This window comes from Bacillota bacterium (genome assembly GCA_030019365.1).
Classification (GTDB): domain Bacteria; phylum Bacillota; class Sulfobacillia; order JACIYH01; family JACIYH01; genus JACIYH01.
On record JASEFA010000001.1, the window covers coordinates 413,321 to 429,324 of the forward strand.

General features: G+C 67.5%; 16 protein-coding genes. All 16 read right to left on the bottom strand.

Features of this window, described 5'->3' with window-relative positions:
* Positions 1 to 44: 44 nt before the first annotated feature.
* Complete coding sequence (spoIIM, locus tag QME70_01945) at positions 45 to 662, bottom strand: stage II sporulation protein M (GenBank protein MDI6893373.1); 618 nt, start codon at positions 660 to 662, stop codon at positions 45 to 47.
* Between the two features lie 48 nt (positions 663 to 710).
* Positions 711 to 1,472 carry an NUDIX hydrolase gene (locus tag QME70_01950; GenBank protein ID MDI6893374.1) on the bottom strand — a complete coding sequence of 254 codons (762 nt, stop codon included), beginning with the start codon at positions 1,470 to 1,472 and terminating at the stop codon, positions 711 to 713.
* Entirely contained in the window at positions 1,438 to 2,196 is a 759-nt protein-coding gene (locus QME70_01955; protein MDI6893375.1) for a hypothetical protein, read from the bottom strand. The genes QME70_01950 and QME70_01955 overlap by 35 nt, the downstream gene beginning before the upstream one ends.
* 75 nt (positions 2,197 to 2,271) lie before the next feature.
* Positions 2,272 to 2,817, bottom strand: coding sequence for a 2-oxoacid:acceptor oxidoreductase family protein (locus QME70_01960; GenBank protein ID MDI6893376.1), 546 nt, complete (start codon positions 2,815 to 2,817; stop codon positions 2,272 to 2,274).
* Between the two features lie 2 nt (positions 2,818 to 2,819).
* On the bottom strand, positions 2,820 to 3,569 hold the full coding sequence (locus QME70_01965) for a thiamine pyrophosphate-dependent enzyme (GenBank protein MDI6893377.1): 750 nt from the start codon (positions 3,567 to 3,569) through the stop codon (positions 2,820 to 2,822).
* The gene (locus tag QME70_01970) at positions 3,569 to 4,621 is read right to left on the bottom strand and encodes a 3-methyl-2-oxobutanoate dehydrogenase subunit VorB (GenBank protein MDI6893378.1); all 1,053 of its coding nucleotides are present in this window, start codon (positions 4,619 to 4,621) and stop codon (positions 3,569 to 3,571) included. The genes QME70_01965 and QME70_01970 overlap by 1 nt, the downstream gene beginning before the upstream one ends.
* Positions 4,622 to 4,652: 31 nt before the next feature.
* Positions 4,653 to 4,868: a 4Fe-4S binding protein gene (locus tag QME70_01975; protein MDI6893379.1), complete on the bottom strand. Its 216-nt coding sequence runs from the start codon at positions 4,866 to 4,868 to the stop codon at positions 4,653 to 4,655.
* A 7-nt stretch (positions 4,869 to 4,875) separates the two neighbouring features.
* Positions 4,876 to 5,568 (bottom strand): hypothetical protein, encoded by a 693-nt coding sequence (locus QME70_01980; GenBank protein MDI6893380.1) that lies wholly within the window; start codon positions 5,566 to 5,568, stop codon positions 4,876 to 4,878.
* A 3-nt stretch (positions 5,569 to 5,571) separates the two neighbouring features.
* Complete coding sequence (locus QME70_01985) at positions 5,572 to 6,642, bottom strand: Glu/Leu/Phe/Val dehydrogenase dimerization domain-containing protein (protein ID MDI6893381.1); 1,071 nt, start codon at positions 6,640 to 6,642, stop codon at positions 5,572 to 5,574.
* A gap of 16 nt (positions 6,643 to 6,658) precedes the next feature.
* On the bottom strand, positions 6,659 to 7,741 hold the full coding sequence (locus QME70_01990) for a Glu/Leu/Phe/Val dehydrogenase (GenBank protein MDI6893382.1): 1,083 nt from the start codon (positions 7,739 to 7,741) through the stop codon (positions 6,659 to 6,661).
* Positions 7,742 to 8,027: 286 nt separating this feature from the next.
* A complete protein-coding gene (gene spo0A, locus QME70_01995) occupies positions 8,028 to 8,783 on the bottom strand; it encodes a sporulation transcription factor Spo0A (protein ID MDI6893383.1) in 756 nt (251 codons plus the stop codon).
* A 114-nt stretch (positions 8,784 to 8,897) separates the two neighbouring features.
* Positions 8,898 to 10,256: a SpoIVB peptidase gene (gene spoIVB / locus QME70_02000; protein MDI6893384.1), complete on the bottom strand. Its 1,359-nt coding sequence runs from the start codon at positions 10,254 to 10,256 to the stop codon at positions 8,898 to 8,900.
* 116 nt (positions 10,257 to 10,372) lie between these two features.
* Entirely contained in the window at positions 10,373 to 12,109 is a 1,737-nt protein-coding gene (gene recN, locus QME70_02005; GenBank protein ID MDI6893385.1) for a DNA repair protein RecN, read from the bottom strand.
* 11 nt (positions 12,110 to 12,120) lie between these two features.
* The gene (gene argR / locus QME70_02010) at positions 12,121 to 12,573 is read right to left on the bottom strand and encodes an arginine repressor (protein ID MDI6893386.1); all 453 of its coding nucleotides are present in this window, start codon (positions 12,571 to 12,573) and stop codon (positions 12,121 to 12,123) included.
* A gap of 31 nt (positions 12,574 to 12,604) precedes the next feature.
* Complete coding sequence (locus tag QME70_02015; GenBank protein MDI6893387.1) at positions 12,605 to 13,504, bottom strand: NAD(+)/NADH kinase; 900 nt, start codon at positions 13,502 to 13,504, stop codon at positions 12,605 to 12,607.
* A gap of 1 nt (position 13,505) precedes the next feature.
* Positions 13,506 to 15,389, bottom strand: a complete 1,884-nt coding sequence (gene dxs, locus QME70_02020; GenBank protein MDI6893388.1) for a 1-deoxy-D-xylulose-5-phosphate synthase — start codon at positions 15,387 to 15,389, stop codon at positions 13,506 to 13,508.
* Positions 15,390 to 16,004 lie beyond the last annotated feature (615 nt).

Consider the following 16,004-nt stretch of genomic DNA (forward strand, 5'->3'; position numbering starts at 1 on the left):
CGGGGCAAAGGCGGGGGAGGAGTCCCTTGCGCCCGCCGTGCTTCCTAAGTTCCCACCAGTGAACCCAGCAATCTGATCAGGGCGGGCGTGAGGTAAGCTTCGACCAGGCTGGCCAGCCCCAGCACGCAGACCACAGTGATGCCCACACCGACGTAGGCTACCACGTCCCCCAGGAAAGCTCCCGCCCAGCGCCGGCGCCGGGCGGTCCACACCTTGCCGGCGAAGGAAAGGGAGGCAACCGCCGCCGCCCACAGGGCGGGTACCGCCAGGAGGTTGTGAGGCAGCACCGCTCCCAGGCTGAACAACACCCCGCGCCAGCCCGCCTCGCTGGCCAGGAAACCAACTGTGAAACCGATGGCAAACCCGCGTACGACCACGAGAAACAGCACCAGGGGAACACCGATCACTACCAGTCCGCCCAGCCACATGATGGCCAGGGTGCGCAGGTTCTGGTCAACCGAAGCCCGCAGGATCTGGGGCCCACCCCGTCCCTGGGCATTATCCCCCAGGATTCGACCCAACTCCTCCAGATAAGTGGTGAGCTCGGCACGCTGAGCCGCATCCAGTGCCCGCACCGCCCAGGCCCCCAGGCCCAGCCCCAGAACAAACAGCAGCACCACCACTACCGTGAGACGCAGGTGGCCTGCAAAGAAAGAGGCCACACCGCCGCGCGTGGCGGCTCACCCCTTCCCTCCGGATTCCAGTAGAGGTTATGCCCCCCCTTCGGCGGGTATGTCCTGGCCCAGGAACGGGCCGGCCAGCAGCAACCCCAGCATGGTCTTGGCGTCCTGGAGGCGACCCTGCGCCAGCCACTCCATGGCCTGTTTCCAGGGCACCTTGCCCACCTGGATGGCTTCGTCTTCTTCGGGAGAAGGCTCCCCTTCCACCAGGTTGCGGGCCAGGTAGACGACCATCTTCTCCGTACAGAAACCGGGAGTGGTGTAAAACTCCGCCAGCTCGATCCACTCCTGGGCGCGGTACCCGGTTTCCTCTTCCAGCTCGCGCCGGGCCGCCCCCGGGGGCTTCTCCCCCGGCCTCAGGGTGCCGGCGGGGATTTCCCACAGGCGGGCCCGCACGGGGTGGCGGTACTGGCGGACCAGGACCACCTCGCCTTCGGCGGTGATCGGCACCACCGCCACCGCTCCCGGGTGAATCACCATCTCCCTTTCCACCACGCGGCCTTCCACCCGCACCCGGTCCACCTGCACGTGCAGCAGCCTGCCGTGGAAGACGGTCTTGCTGGCCCGGGGGATGGGAGTGAGCAGGGGGCGAGGGCTGGGGCCCACCACCCGCACGGGCTCCTCCGGCTTGGGGCGGCGCACCCGTATTTCCGTTCCGTATGCCTCCACCGGAGGTATTACGGGTTTGGGAATGCGGACGCGACTGCCGCCTTTTCTGATGGGGGAACGCGGACTCTGCTCAGGGCGCGGACTCTGCTCAGGACGCGGAGCCTCCTCCTGCTCCCTGCTCACCGCTCTCTTCTCCTTCCGGAACCTCCGACCACTTGCGCCGCGACTGCTGGGCGCAGGCTTTGCCCAGCCTGCGGTTGGCGGCATCCAGGGTGGCCTTGACGAATGCCTCCACCCTTTCTCCCTTCACCACGGCCGCTCCCGCCAGGGCCTCGTCATCCCCCCTGGGGTTGAGCAGTATCAGGGTCACCACCGCCACCTGCTGGCCCCCCACCTCCTGGCAGGTGGCACCCTGGGCCGAGAACTCCCAGCCCGGGTCCGCCAGCTGATTGAGGGCTTTCACAGCGGCACTGGCGGCCGTGAACCAGATGGCCAGGGGCATGTCGCCGCCCTCGTCGGCTCCCTGACAGGTCAGCACCGGTTCCCCGGTGGCGGGATCGAGCAGGCCCAGGTTCACCTCCACCCGGGTCAGGTGCCGGATGGTGTTGTTCAAAACGTGAACGCTCATAAGACGAACGCGTACCCTGAAGGGGGAAGGCTCCTTCTGGACCAGCTGCGCCACGCTGATACACTTGTGATCGATGACCATGCCCCAACGCGCCATCAGGCACGACTCCACGTCCCGGACGATCTGTTTGGCGGGACGGTCGCTCCCGGCCAGGACGTGGATCTCTTCAATGGCCCCCCAGTCGGAGACCACCACGCGTACCGCCTGTACGGAGGGCAGCTGGCGGATAAGCTCCTCCACTTCCTCCACCGTGATGATCCGGCGCGGTTGTTCCTCCACAGCCCTCTCCCCGTTCCCGGCCCCTTCCTCCTATTTCTTCGTCCCGTACCCGGTACTCCTCCAGTGCCCGCGGGGTCAGGGGGCAACCAGGGCGATCTCGCGGCCCCGGCGGAGAGCGGCCTCGTTGAGGGGGATGAGATCGTGCCGGTGCACCGGGAGAGCCTTGCGCAGGGATTCGGATACCGCCGTCTCGGATACGGCCCCGGTGAGGGCGAGGAACGCCCCCAGGCAGACCATGTTGGCGATCCGGCCCGAGCCCAGCTCCTCTGCCACCTGATTGGCGGGCACGGCCACCACCTGGAGATCGCCGCGCGCCGGAGCCCGGTCAATCAGAGAGGAGTTGTAGATGAGAATCCCTCCGGGGCGCACCGACTCCTCGAACCGATCCAGGGAAGGGCGGTTGAGGATGATGGCGGCAGTCGGCTCGGTGACCAGGGGGCAGGCCACGGGCTCTTCGGATATCACCACGTGACAGTTGGCGGTTCCTCCCCGCATTTCCGGCCCGTAGGAGGGCAGCCAGGATACCTGTTTGCCGTCCAGCATACCGGCGTAGGCCAGGAGGGAACCCATCGCCATCACGCCCTGGCCCCCGAAGCCGGCCATGATCACTTCATGCGCCATGCTCACGCCTCCCCGTGCCCGGGCACCTTGAACTCACCCAGGCGGTAATAGGGGAGCATGTGCTGCTCCACCCAGCGCAGGGCCTCCACCGGGGTCATCCCCCAGTTAGTGGGGCAGGACGAAACCACCTCCACCAGCGAGAAGCCCTGATTGCTGAGCTGCACCTCGAAGGCACGGCGCAAGGCTCGCCTGGCCCGATTGACGTGGCCGGGGGCGTGAACCGACACCCGGGCCACATACGCTGCCCCGTCCAGAAGGGCGAGCATCTCGGGAATCCGCACGGGATGGCCGTGGTAGGAGGCGTCCCGCCCGCGGGGGGTGGTAGTGGTTTCCTGCCCCACCAGGGTGGTGGGGGCCATCTGCCCGCCCGTCATCCCGTAGATGGCGTTGTTGATGAACACCACCGTAATGCGCTCTCCCCGGGTGGCGGCATGGATGATCTCGGCTGTGCCGATGGCCGCAAGGTCACCGTCCCCCTGGTAGGTGAACACCACCGCGTCGGGCCGGGACCGCTTGACTCCCGTGGCTACCGCCGGCGCGCGCCCGTGGGCGGCCTGGATCATGTCGCAGTTGAAGTAGTTGTACGCGAACACCGCACACCCCACCGGGGCTATGCCCACCGCCCGCTCCCGCACGCCCTGTTCGTCCAGGCACTCCGCCACCAACCGATGCACGATCCCGTGGGGACATCCCGGACAGTAGTGAAAGGGGACTCCGGTAAGGGCCTGGGGCCGGCTGAAAATGCGCTGCATCACCACTCACCTCCCCGGCCTTCCCGGATCATCTTCAAGCAGTCCATCACTTCCTGGGGGGTGGGCACAGCGCCGCCCGTGCGCCCGAAGAAGTAGACCGGCCGCCGCCCCTCCACGGCCAGGCGCACGTCCTCCACCATCTGCCCCGCTGACATCTCCACGGTGAGGAAGGCCCGGGCCCGCCCCACCACCCGTTCGATGGCAGCGCGGGGGAAAGGCCACAGGGTAATGGGCCGCACCATCCCGACCCGCAACCCGTCCGCCACGGCCCGCGCCATCGCCGCCCGGCAGATGCGGGAGCTGGTTCCGTAAGCCACCAGGAAGTATTCGGCCTCGGGATCGACCAGTTCGTACCTGACTTCCCGCAGCTCCATCTCCCGGTACTTCTGCAGCAGGTGCTGATTGTGACGCTCGCACGCCTCGGCTTCGATGTAGAGGGAATTGATGATGTTGGGCCGGTCCCGCCCCGGGGTTCCCGTGGTGGCCCACGGCTTGGGAGACAGCGAAGGCGGCGGGCCTTCGGGAAAGCGTACCGGCTCCATCATCTGCCCCATCATCCCGTCCCCGAGCACCACCACCGGGTTGCGGTAGCGGTCGGCCAGATCAAAGGCCAGCATGGTGAGCTCCACGGCTTCCTGGATGCCGCCCGGCCCCAGTACGATGGTGCGGTAGTCGCCGTGCCCCCCTCCCCGGGTGGCCTGGAAGTAGTCGGACTGAGCGGGCTGGATGCTCCCCAGCCCCGGCCCTCCCCGCACCATGTTAACGATCACCCCCGGTACCTCCGCCCCGGCCAGGTAGGAAATACCTTCCTGCTTCAGGCTTATCCCCGGCGAAGACGAGGAGGTCATCGCCCTTGCCCCCGCCGATCCCGCCCCGTACACCATGTTGATGGCCGCGATTTCCGACTCCGACTGGATGAAGGTACCTCCCGCCTCGGGCATGCGCCTGGCCATGTACTCGCACAGTTCATTCTGGGGGGTGATGGGATAGCCGGCATAAAAGCGGCACCCGGCCCGGATGGCCGCCTCCGCAATGGCCTCGTTTCCCTTCATAAGTGCCAGTTCTGCCACGGTCTCGCCCCCCTCACCGGTATACCTCGATCACGACGTCCGGACACATGAGAGCACATATCCGGCAACTGGTGCAGCGCTCCTGCTCCACCACTTCGGCCGGATGATATCCCGACGGGTTGATGCGGTCGGGCGCCAGCCGGATGATCTTCTGCGGGCAAAAGTGGACGCAGAGCTCGCAGGCTTTGCATCTCTCCTCCGCAAAAACCACCCTCTTTTCCGTAGCCATCGCCTCCTCATTCCCACGGCAGCAAGAGGTATCGCCGCAGGGGAAAAACTTCCCGCGCCACCATCTTCTCCACCCGGTGGGCAATGTCCTGTAAGGCGGCCAGCATCACCACGGGCAGCCCGAGCAGGGAGGCGGCCTGTTCCACGAGGCGGTGGCCCCGCTCGACAACCGGCGGCGTGGTTTCCCCGCCCAGGTGGGGATTGGACACCACGCCGGTGGGCTGCAGCCTGCTGCTGCCGGTCACCTCCCGGGCAAGGGCAGCCATTCCCGCGGGAGACCCGCATCCGGGGCGATACGGGTTGAGCACTACCCAGATGTGGCAGCTGTCCGCGAGCAGAGGCCGCAGCGACCCCAGTACCCGGGCCCCGGTGTCGCCTCCCCCCACGTCCACCACTCCCGGCCCGCCGCCGCGCAGGAGCCCACTCAACCCCGGCGGCAGGACGGGCAGATCGCCCTCCCCCCAGGCGGGATCGGGGGCAACCACCCGCACTCCCTCCCGTTCCAGCTCCTCCCGCACCTCCCGGGCGCGGAAGTAAGGAGTCACCAGGTCCAGGTCGGCCAGCCAGATCCCTCCCTGCCCGCCCACCTCCTGGTGCGTGCCGCCCGTGGCCCGGGCCAGGCGGACGGAGTAGTTGACGGAGATCTCGGTCTTGCCGCTACCGTATGGGCCCAGGAACAGGGTTACACCGTCGCGTCTCATCCCCTACCGCTCCGGCAGGTATATACGGTGCAGGCGACGGATGGCGGCGATGCGGTCTTCGGCCACCCGATCGGCGGCCAGGAAGGTGGGCATCCTCTCGTCCCGGGCCACGGTGAAGATCTGCCACAGCTTGTCATATATGCCAGCTATCCTGGCAAAGGCCCGGTCGCGGTTGTAACCTCCCTCCTCGAACTCGTCGCTGACGTTGGTGACCCCACCGCCGTTGATGACGAAGTCGGGGGCGTAGAGGATGCCGCGCTCCTCCAGAGCATGGCCGTGACGGGGCTCGGCCAGCTGGTTGTTGGCGGACCCGGCGATCACCCGGCAGCGGAGTCTCATCACGGTGTCGTCGTTGATGACCGCCCCCAGGGCGCAGGGAGCGAAGATGTCGCAGGCCACGTCGTAGATGGCGTCAGGGTCCACCACCTCACCTCCCAACTCGGCCCCCAGGGCGCGCGCCCGCTCGGAGTCCACATCGGTGACGATCAGGCGGGCGCCCTCGTCCCGCAGGTGACGGGCCAGCACCGCCCCCACCTTCCCCACCCCCTGAACGGCCACCCTCTTACCGCGCAGGGACTCTGATCCCCACACCCAGCGGGCGCAGGCTTTCATGCCCCGCCACACCCCGAAGGCGGTGGCGGGAGAAGGATCTCCGGACTTCTCGCCCAGGCCGGCGACGTAGGGCGTCTCGTACCGGACCACGGCCATATCCTGCACTGTGGTTCCCACGTCTTCAGCGGTGATGTATCGGCCGGCCAGGGTGTGGACGAAACGACCGAAGGCCCGCAGCAGCACCTCGGTCTTGTCCCGGCGGGGGTCTGCCATGATCACCGCCTTCCCCCCGCCCAGGTTGAGTCCCATGGCTGCGTTCTTGTACGTCATGCCGCGGGAGAGGCGCAGCACATCCCGCAGGGCTTCCTCCTCGCTGGCGTATGGCCACATCCGGCAGCCCCCCAGGGCGGGTCCCAGAGAGGTGTCGTGGATGGCGATGATGCTCTTGAGCCCCGACGCCTCGTCGTAGCAGAATACCACCTGCTCGTGCCCATACTGGTCCATGGACTCGAACACTTCCATCATGCTACCCCCATTCTCATCTGGATACAGCCCGGGGCACCAGAATGTGGCCCAGAGTCCCCAGAGCCCGGAGCCTGCGTTCCACGTGGATGTTGGCCGCCCGGGCGGGGGAGATGTCCTGCTCCCGGGCGATCCGGAACACCTCCAGCAGCTGATCGTAGATGGCCGCCGCCTTCCGCAGGGCGCGCTCGCGGTTGTATCCGCCCAGCTCGTCGGCCGCCTGGATCACGCCCCCCGCGTTGATGATGAAGTCGGGGGCGTAGAGAATCCCCCGCTCCTTGAGCATGTCGGCATGGCGCAGCTCTTCCAGCTGGTTGTTGGCCGCTCCGGCCACCACCCGGCAGCGCAACCTGGGGATGGTGCGGTCGTTCATCACTCCCCCCAGGGCGTTGGGAGAGAAAATGTCGCATTCCACATCGTAGATATCTTCTTGGCTCACCTTCTCCATGGGTATGCGGGCGGCGACCTCGTCCAGGCGGGCCCGGTTGGCATCGCAGGCGATGAGGCGGGCACCCTCTTCGCGGAGGTGGCGGGCCAGGTGCCCACCCACCTTACCCACCCCCTGCAGGGCAACGGTCAAACCCTTGAGCGAGTCGCTACCGAAGGCCACCCGGGCGCAGGCTTTCATGCCCTTCCACACGGCGAACGCAGTGGTGAGGGAGGTATCGCCGCTTCCGCCGTATTCCTCCGGCAGCGCCACCACGTAACGGGTTTCCGCCGCCGCCCACACGAAGTCCGAGGAAACGGTACCCACGTCCGTACCGGTGATGACACGGCCGCCGAAGCCCTGCACGAAGCGTCCCACGGCCCGGAAGAGGGCCTCGCTCTTGTCCCGGGCGGGATCACCCCATATGACGCACTTGCCGCCCCCGTAGTTCAGGCCGGCGGCGGCGTTCTTCTCCGTCATCCCCCGGGAGAGGCGCAGGGCGTCGCGCACGACATCTTCCTCTCGCCCGTAGTTCCACATGCGGCAGCCCCCCAGGGCGGGCCCGATGGTGGTGTTGTGGACGGCGATGACCGCTCGCAATCCTGACCCGGGCTCCCGGCAAAAGGCAAGCTGCTCGTGACCCGCCTCGGCCATGGCTTCAAAGATGCCCATGAAATCACCTCCGCCCAACATAAAAAGCCGCCCCCTGCGGGAACGGCTCTCGCGGTATGCGCTGACCCCGGGTGCGGATCGCGACCAGGGGCAACAGCACAGGGAGCAAGCGGCATCCGCTCCTTTTGCCTTCTGGACCGCCTATATATTCTCCGAACGGCGGGTATTTCCCTTCTGGTTCCCGCGCCTTCTCCCGGCGTGGGCACGCTGGAGGCACGGCGGGGTACGAGCCGGCGCGCGCCGGTGCGCGGGTCGTGCGGTGCGACGAACGGACGAGAACAGGCGGCTAGCCAGCCTGCAGCGAGATGCGCATGCGGTCTGCCACCATGGCGATGAACTGGGCGTTGGTGGGCTTGCCTTTGTCGCGGCTCACCGTGTAGCCGAACATCTCCTCGATGGCCTCCAGGTTTCCCCGGTTCCACGCCACCTCGATGGCATGCCGGATGGCCCTCTCCACGCGCGAGGGGGTGGTGCGGTATTTCTGAGCGATGGCAGGGTAAAGGCTCTTGGTCACCGCGTTTATGAGTTCCAAGTCTTCAATGACCATCAGGATGGCGTCCCGCAGGTAGCTGTAACCCCGGATGTGGGCGGGGATGCCCACTTCGCGGATGATCGAGGTCACCTCCGCATCCAGGCTGCGGGGGCGCGGGGCCGGGGCGGCACGGGCGGGCGTTCCCCTGGCCACCTCGCGGATGCGTGCCGCCAGCACGTCCAGGTCGAAGGGCTTGAGGACACAGTAGTCAGCGCCTAACTCAGCCGCTCTGCGGGTGACGTGCTCGTGACCGAAAGCGGTGAGGACCACCACCCGGGGCCGATGGGGGGCGTCGGCCAGTTTCTCCATCACGCCGATGCCGTCCAGATGCGGCATGATGATGTCCAGAAGCAGGACGTCGGGCCTGGCTTCCTGGAGGGCGGCCAGCACCTGGGAACCGTTGTTCGCCACCTGCATGACCTGGAGATCCGGTTGCTGGTCTATGTACTCCCGTAACAACTCGCAGAACTCACGATTGTCGTCGGCGATGAAGACTTTGATCTTCTCCACGAGAGGGCCTCCTTTCAAACAGCGCCCTCATCAATTCGCCGCCGCGGGCGTCAATTCCTACTTATTCCAGGAAAAACCTTTCGTCACGAGACGACAGGATCCGGGACGCGGGTCTCAGGGGGCGCGGACGGCAGCGGTCCCGGCCATCTCCTCCCACATCCACTGGGCCAGCACTCCGTACCCGCGGGCGGGATCGTTGACGAAGACGTGGGTGACCGCTCCCACCAGGCGCCCGTCCTGGATGACGGGACTGCCGCTCATGCCCTGGACGATCCCGCCCGTCAGCTGGCGCAGGCGGGGGTCGGTGATGCGTACCACCATCCCCTTACCCTCGTAGCGCCGGTCCACCCACACCTTCTGGATCTGCGCCTGGAAGGACTCAATGGTCTGGTCGTCCACCACGGTCAGGACCTGGGCCGGTCCCTCACGTACGGTGGCGGCCGCAGCCAGGGGCACGGGGCCGGGGTAAAGGGAATTGCTGAGGGAGCGGGTCAGGGTGCCCACGATACCGCATCCGGTGTTCCGTTCGATGCGGCCCAGAACGTCCAGTTCGGGGAGGAAGACGCCCACCTTCTCACCGGGCTGGCCCCGCCGGCCCTCGTGCACGGCCACGATCCCGGCCAGCACGATGTGGCCCTCCTCCAGGCGCACGGGCCGTCCCGTTTCCGTGTCTGTCACCAGGTGTCCCAGGGCGGCAAAACGCATGGTGATGGGATCCCACATGGTGAGGGTACCCACTCCCGCCGTGCCGTCCCGCACGGCCAGGCCGATGCGGTAGGTACCGTCCGGCAGGCCCACCGGGGTCACGCTCACCTTGAAATGGCGGTCGTCTCGCTCCACTTCCAGCTCCAGGGGTTGCCCGCTCTCTCCCGCCCGCTCCACACAGCGCACCAGGTCTGCCTCATCACGAACCGGCAGGCCTCCCGCACTCAGGATGATGTCGCCGGGCAGGATACCGGCTTCCTGAGCGGGCGAACGCAGTCCCGCCACCGTGCGCACCGGCCTGAGGCCCGTGACCACCACGCCCCGGCTGGAAACCACCACGCCGATGGACTGGCCCCCCACCATCACCCTGGTGTCGGGCATTATACTCACCAGAACCGAGCGCACCGGCAACACGCCCAGGAGGCGGAACTCCAGGCGAGCCTTTCCTTCGCCCCGGGGATCGAGGGTGAGCCGGGAGCCACCTGTCAGCCAGGCGGCCATGCTCTGGGGATGGCTGGCGGTACCCCGCACCTGACCCGGAGAGTCCAGGTAGCCCCATACCCCCGGGGGCAGGCGCAGGTCGTGGGGCTGCCCGGCTACCAGGTCCAGCTCGTCAGGCAACTCGGCCAGCGGGCGGACGGCAAAGCCGGCCAGCGTGAACACGAAAAGGGCAAACAGGATGAAGCTCTTCTCCAGCACGCGGCGTTCTTTCGCCATGCAATGCTCTTTCGCCCCGCGGCGATCTTCCGCCGTCGCTCCTTTTGCCATGGCGGCGACCTCCCGGAACCGGCAAATTCCGCTTGGAGGCGGCTGCGGTCCGGCTTAAGGTTGCCGCGCGCACACGCACATATGAAAACAGCTTATCCCTGCGGGCCCGCTTCCTGTTATCCCTGCGGAGCCGCTTCCTGCCCGTGCGGCGCGGCTTCCTGGCGCAGGCGGCGGGCGTGATCGAGGGCTTCCCTGGTAATGCGGGCTCCCCCCACCATGCGCGCCAGTTCCTGGACGCGCAGGTCTTCGTCTACCAACACCTCAACTTCGACGTCTGCGCGTCCGTCGCGAACGGTCTTGTGTACGACCAGGTGATGACGGGCAAATGCGGCCACGGGCGCCAGGTGGGTGACCACCACCACCTGCCGGTGCCGGGCCACCCGGGCTAGCTTGACTCCCAGCACGTGGGCCGCGTGCCCCCCGATACCGGCGTCCACCTCGTCGAATACCAGGGTGGGTATGCCGTCCAGGTCGGCCAGGACGGTCTTCAAAGCCAGCATCACCCGGGCTAGCTCTCCCCCCGAAGCCACTCTCTCCAGGGGACGGGGGGGATCGCCCGGGTTGGCGGTGAACAGGAACTCCACCTGGTCCACACCGTGGGGGCCAATGGCCAACCACCGCCCCGCACAGGGGAGCCCGCCCGGGTCCTCCCGCTGCTCCACCCCCACGACGAACCGGGCCGAGGCCATGGCGAGCTCCTGCAGCTCGGCGGTAACGCGCTCGGCAAGTCCGGTGGCTGCCTGGGCGCGTGCGGACGAAAGCTGGTCCGCCAGGGCCACCAGGCGGGCCTCCACCGCACCCAATTCCCGCTCCAGCTCCCGGGCGGACTCATCCCCGTGCAGGAGGGCATCCCTCTGCCTGGCCGCCTCCTGGCGAAAAGCCAGGATGCCGGCTACCGTGTCGGCGTATTTGCGTTTCAACGTGTCTATGGCCGCCAGGCGCGCCTCTACCTGGGCGAGACGGGCGGGGTCCAGTTCCACCCGGTCCGCGTAGGCGGCCACCTCGCGCGCCACCTCGTCCACCGCCGCCAGCAGCTCCTCTGTTTGCGCGGCCAGGGGACGGAGGGAGTCATCCACGCGGGAAGCCTCCGCCAGCAGGCCCGCTGCCAGCGCCAGGCGATCGTGCCCGCTCCCCTCCGCCCCTCCGTAGAGCAGATCGTAGACCTGCCGGGCGGCCCCCACCAGCTTCTCCGCTGCCGCCAGCACCTGGCGCTGCCTGAGCAACTCCTCTTCTTCCCCGTCCCGCAAACGGGCCCCGTCTATTTCCCGTATCTGAAAGTCGAGCAGGTCAAGCCGGCGAGTCCGTTCCCGGGCTGACGAACGCAGTTCTTCCAGATCCTCGCCCAATCTCTTCCAGCGCCGGTACGATTCCTCCAGATCCTGTCTGAGGGAACCGGCTCCGGCAAAGCCGTCCAGGAAATCCAGATGGCTGGCGCGGTCCAGGAGAAGCTGGTGCTCGTGCTGGCCGTGGAGCTCCACCAGGCTGCGGGTGAGGGACCGCACCATGGCCACCGTGGCGGGACGACCGTTGATGCGACAGGACGAACGCCCGCCCCGCTGTACCTCCCGGGTGAGCACCAGCTCGCCCGGACTCCAACCCATTTCCCCCAGGGCGGCGGCCGCCCGCGGGTGGCGATGGGCGTCGATCTCAAACAAGGCTTCCACCAGCAGGCGGTCTTCTCCCGCGCGGATCGTCTCCGGGGAAGCCCGACCTCCCAGCACCAGCTCCAGGGCGTCAATGACGATGGACTTTCCGGCCCCCGTCTCCCCAGTGAGCACATTGAGGCCGGCGTCCAGACTCAGCCGGACCCGGCCTATGATAGCCAGGTTCTCTATGTAAAGCTCCCTGAGCACCGACGGTCCCCCTACTCGATGAGTTGCCGCAGCCGTTCCACCAGGGACTGGCCCCGTTCGCGTCCGCGGATCACCACCAGGACCGTGTTATCCCCGGCCACGGTGCCCACGATCTCCTGCCACCGCAGGTTGTCCAGGGCCTCTCCCACGGCGGGTGCCGCCCCGCTCAGGCACTTGACCACGATCAGGTTCTCCGATACATCCAGGTCAAGCACACTGTCCCGCAGCACTCTACGCAAACGGTCGGTATGACCGGCTATCACCTGATCCTGGGGAAAGGCGTAACGCTGCCGGCCATCCCCCGTGGGCACCTTTACCAGGTTGAGATCCTTGATGTCGCGGGAAACCGTGGCCTGGGTGACGGGGATACCGAGCTTGCGCAGCTCCTGGGCCAGCTCCTCCTGAGTCTCCACAGGGCGCGCCCGGATGACCTCCAGGATTTTCATCTGGCGCCGCGCCTTCATGCCTCCCCTCCCAACCGGCCCGGTCAGCCTATTACTTCTGCTCTCTTTCGTCATTTCCTGCTCCTGCGCCCTCTCCTTTGGGTCCCTCCTTCAGCTTGCGGCGCAACACTTCGTAGAAACTCCAACCCTTTTGCCTGATGAGCCGGGCCGTTTCCGCCGCTTTGCTCACCTCCAACTCGTCCCCCGGTTCCAGCCGGTAGCCCCGCTGCCCGTCGATGGTGAGGGCCAGTTCCCGGTGGGTGGCCCAGACCCGCACCCGCACCTGCTCGCGCTGGGAGATCACCAGGGAGCGGGCGTACAGGGTGTGGGGGCAGATGGGAGTGATGATCAGGACTTCCAGCTGAGGACTGACGATGGGGCCGCCCGCGGACAGGGAGTATGCCGTGGAGCCCGTGGGCGTGGCGATGATGAGCCCGTCCGACCAGTACACCTCCACCGGGCGCCCCCCGATCAGCAACTCCAGGCGGATCAGGCGGGCGAACACCCCCTTGGACACCACCACCTCGTTGAGGGCCAGAAAGCGGGCTGCTTCGGCGCCCGAGCGCAACACCCGGGTTTGGAGCATCATGCGCTCCTCGACCTCGTACTCGCCCGCCACGATGCGGGGCAGCACCTCCCACAACTGGGGCACTTCCACCTCGGTGAGGAATCCCAGGTGCCCCAGGTTGACACCCAGGATGGGGGTCTCCGCCTGGGCGACCGCCCGCGCCGCCTGCAGCAGGGTACCGTCCCCACCCAGGACAATCAGCAACTCCGCGTCCCGGGCCCAGGCGGGCACATCCCCGCCCAGGTCCGGGCGGGCGAGCAGGAGGGCGACCTCCCGGGGGAGCAGGACCGCAATCCCCCTGTCCTCCAGCCACCTCACCAGGCGACGGGTGACTTCCAGGGCGCCTGGTTTCTCCAGATTGGGGTAAATGCCTGCCCGCCGCACCTCATGCCTCCCCGCCGGCTGCTGCCCGGTGGCGGGAAACCAGCCCTCGGGCGACCTGGGCCACCCCCTGCGGAGTGAGGCCATAGTGCTCCAGCCACTCCGCCCGGGCGCCGTGGGGCACGTGCTCGTCGGGGATGCCCAGCACCTTCACCGTGACCCGCAGGCCGGCGCGGGCCAGGGCCTCCAGCACGGCACTTCCGAATCCCCCCTGGCATACATGCTCCTCTGCGGTGACCACGCGTCCCGTGCGGGCAGCCCACTCCAGCACCAGGGATTCGTCGAGGGGCTTCACGAAGCGGGCGTCGATCACGGCCGCCCGGATGCCCTCCCACTCCAGCAGCCGAGCCGCCGCCAGAGCCACCTCCACCATCGTGCCCACTCCCAGGAGGAGGACGTCGTTGCCCGCCCGCAGCAACTCACCCTGTCCCACGCCCGGGATCTGCCGGTCGGAATCACCGAGCCGGGCCGGGGTCACGGCGCGCGGGTAACGCACGGCCAGGGGACCGTCCATCTGCAGTCCCAGTTGCAGGAGAGCCTTCAGGTCGGGCACGTCCCGCGGGCACGCCACTGTCATGCCCGGGATGTGGCGCAGATAGGCGAGGTCGTACAGGCCCTGGTGGGTGGAGCCGTCTTCTCCCACCACCCCGGCCCGATCCAGGCAGAGTGCGACGGGAAGCCCCTGCCTGGCCACATCGTGCACCACCTGGTCGTATGCCCGCTGCAGAAAAGTAGAATATATCGCCACCAGGGGCCGCATACCGCCGGCGGCCAGCCCGGCGGCAAAGGTTACGGCATGGCCCTCGGCGATGCCCACGTCGAAGAACCGGTTCGGGAAGCGCCGGGCAAATTCCCCCAGTCCCGTGCCATCCCGCATGGCCGCGGTGATGGCGACCACCCGGGGATCGGCTTCCGCCATCTGGCAGGCGATGGCCCCGAATGCCTGGCTCCACGTGGTGCCGTTTCCCGGTCTGACGCGTCCCGTCTCCAGATCGTAGGGACCGGGCCCGTGGAAGACACTGGGTTCCGCCTCCGCCGGACCGTACCCGCGCCCCTTGCGAGTAACCGCATGCACCAGCACGGGGCCGTCCAGATCCCGGGCCTGCCGCAGCACCTCCTGGAGGCCGGCGATATCGTGGCCGTCCACCGGACCCAGGTATGTGAATCCTAGGGTTTCGAAGAATATGCCCGGCAGGAGGAGGTACTTGATGCTGCCCTTGATCCGTTCCACCGCCCCGATCAGGTCCACCGGCCCCACCCGCTCCAGGATCTTCTTGATGCGGGCCTTGGCTCCCCGGTAGGAGGCCGCCGAGCGCAGCCTGGCCAGGTAGCGGGCCATGGCGCCCACGTTGGGCGATATGGACATGGAGTTGTCATTGAGGATTACGATCAGGTGCGTACCGTCCTGGCCGGCGTGGTTCATGGCCTCGTAGGCCAGCCCGCCGGTGAGGGCACCGTCCCCCAGGATGGCCACCACCTGGCGGGGCTGGACCCCGAGGTCGCGGGCCTTGGCAAATCCCATGGCCGCCGACACGGACGTGGAAGCGTGGCCGGTGCCGAAATGGTCGTGTTCGGACTCTCCGCGTTCGGGATAGCCGGAAATACCGCCCTTCTGCCGCAGGGAGGAAAAGGCTTCCCGGCGTCCGGTGAGAATCTTATGGGCATATGCCTGGTGCCCCACATCCCATATGATGACGTCGCGAGGGCTGGAAAAAACAGAATGAACCGCCAGGGCGAGCTCCACTGCCCCCAGGCTGGGGCCTACGTGTCCGCCGCTACGCGAGGTCACTGCGGTGATGAGGGACCTCAGCTCGGCGGCCAGGCCTTCCAGTTGGCGCGCGCTCAACCCCTTGAGATCCTCGGGACCCCTGACGCTTTCCAGAACCACTGCCCCGTCTCCGTGGAACCATAAAGGTTGGGCAGGTGGCAACCGGGCGGGTAAAGGTTGTGGCTTAGGTCCAGCAGGCTTTCCCTACGGGACACCCGGGCGTCGCCGCGCGGGCGGTTTCCCTTTACGTCCCGCCTCGTGGCGTCACCGGCCACGGCGCTGGATCACCACTCAGCACACACTGCAATCCCCGCCCGGCCTCCCCGGTGGAAACAGCCTAGGAGTTTTCCTCCACAGCACCCGTCATCTCCTAGCCTCTTTTGCAGACGGGGTTTCGGGCAGCACCGCTGCCGCCAGCGGGCCCACCGGCGGGATGCTGAACCTGCCATCCCCCCGCCCACTCAAGGCGGGCTACGCTGCACCCCGCTTGCCGGCGGGATGCAGGTTTCCCCCGGGCCGCAGGCCACACCCGCGCGCCCGGGCCTCCCCGGGGATAGGGTCTACGCCTACATGCCGTTGTAGATCGCCCCTTCCCCTTTCCCCCAGCCCCGGCCCACAACTGGGCGTCGCAAGCCAAAACCAGGGGCTTCATCGTTGTGCCCGCGACGGATTTTTAGGCCCGTCTTCAGAGATGGGGGCACCGACTAGGATACTGCGCCACCTGCCGCAAAAGCT

Excerpts from the sequence above, each read along its gene's own strand:
- QME70_01960 (MDI6893376.1), bottom strand. The coding sequence starts at position 2,817 with ATGGCGCATGAAGTGATCATGGCCGGCTTCGGGGGCCAGGGCGTGATG.
- QME70_01965 (MDI6893377.1), bottom strand. The coding sequence starts at position 3,569 with ATGCAGCGCATTTTCAGCCGGCCCCAGGCCCTTACCGGAGTCCCCTTT.
- QME70_01970 (MDI6893378.1), bottom strand. The coding sequence starts at position 4,621 with ATGAAGGGAAACGAGGCCATTGCGGAGGCGGCCATCCGGGCCGGGTGC.
- QME70_01975 (MDI6893379.1), bottom strand. The coding sequence starts at position 4,868 with ATGGCTACGGAAAAGAGGGTGGTTTTTGCGGAGGAGAGATGCAAAGCC.
- QME70_01980 (MDI6893380.1), bottom strand. The coding sequence starts at position 5,568 with ATGAGACGCGACGGTGTAACCCTGTTCCTGGGCCCATACGGTAGCGGC.
- QME70_01985 (MDI6893381.1), bottom strand. The coding sequence starts at position 6,642 with ATGGAAGTGTTCGAGTCCATGGACCAGTATGGGCACGAGCAGGTGGTA.
- QME70_01990 (MDI6893382.1), bottom strand. The coding sequence starts at position 7,741 with ATGGGCATCTTTGAAGCCATGGCCGAGGCGGGTCACGAGCAGCTTGCC.
- spoIVB (MDI6893384.1), bottom strand. The coding sequence starts at position 10,256 with ATGGCAAAAGGAGCGACGGCGGAAGATCGCCGCGGGGCGAAAGAGCAT.
- argR (MDI6893386.1), bottom strand. The coding sequence starts at position 12,573 with ATGAAGGCGCGGCGCCAGATGAAAATCCTGGAGGTCATCCGGGCGCGC.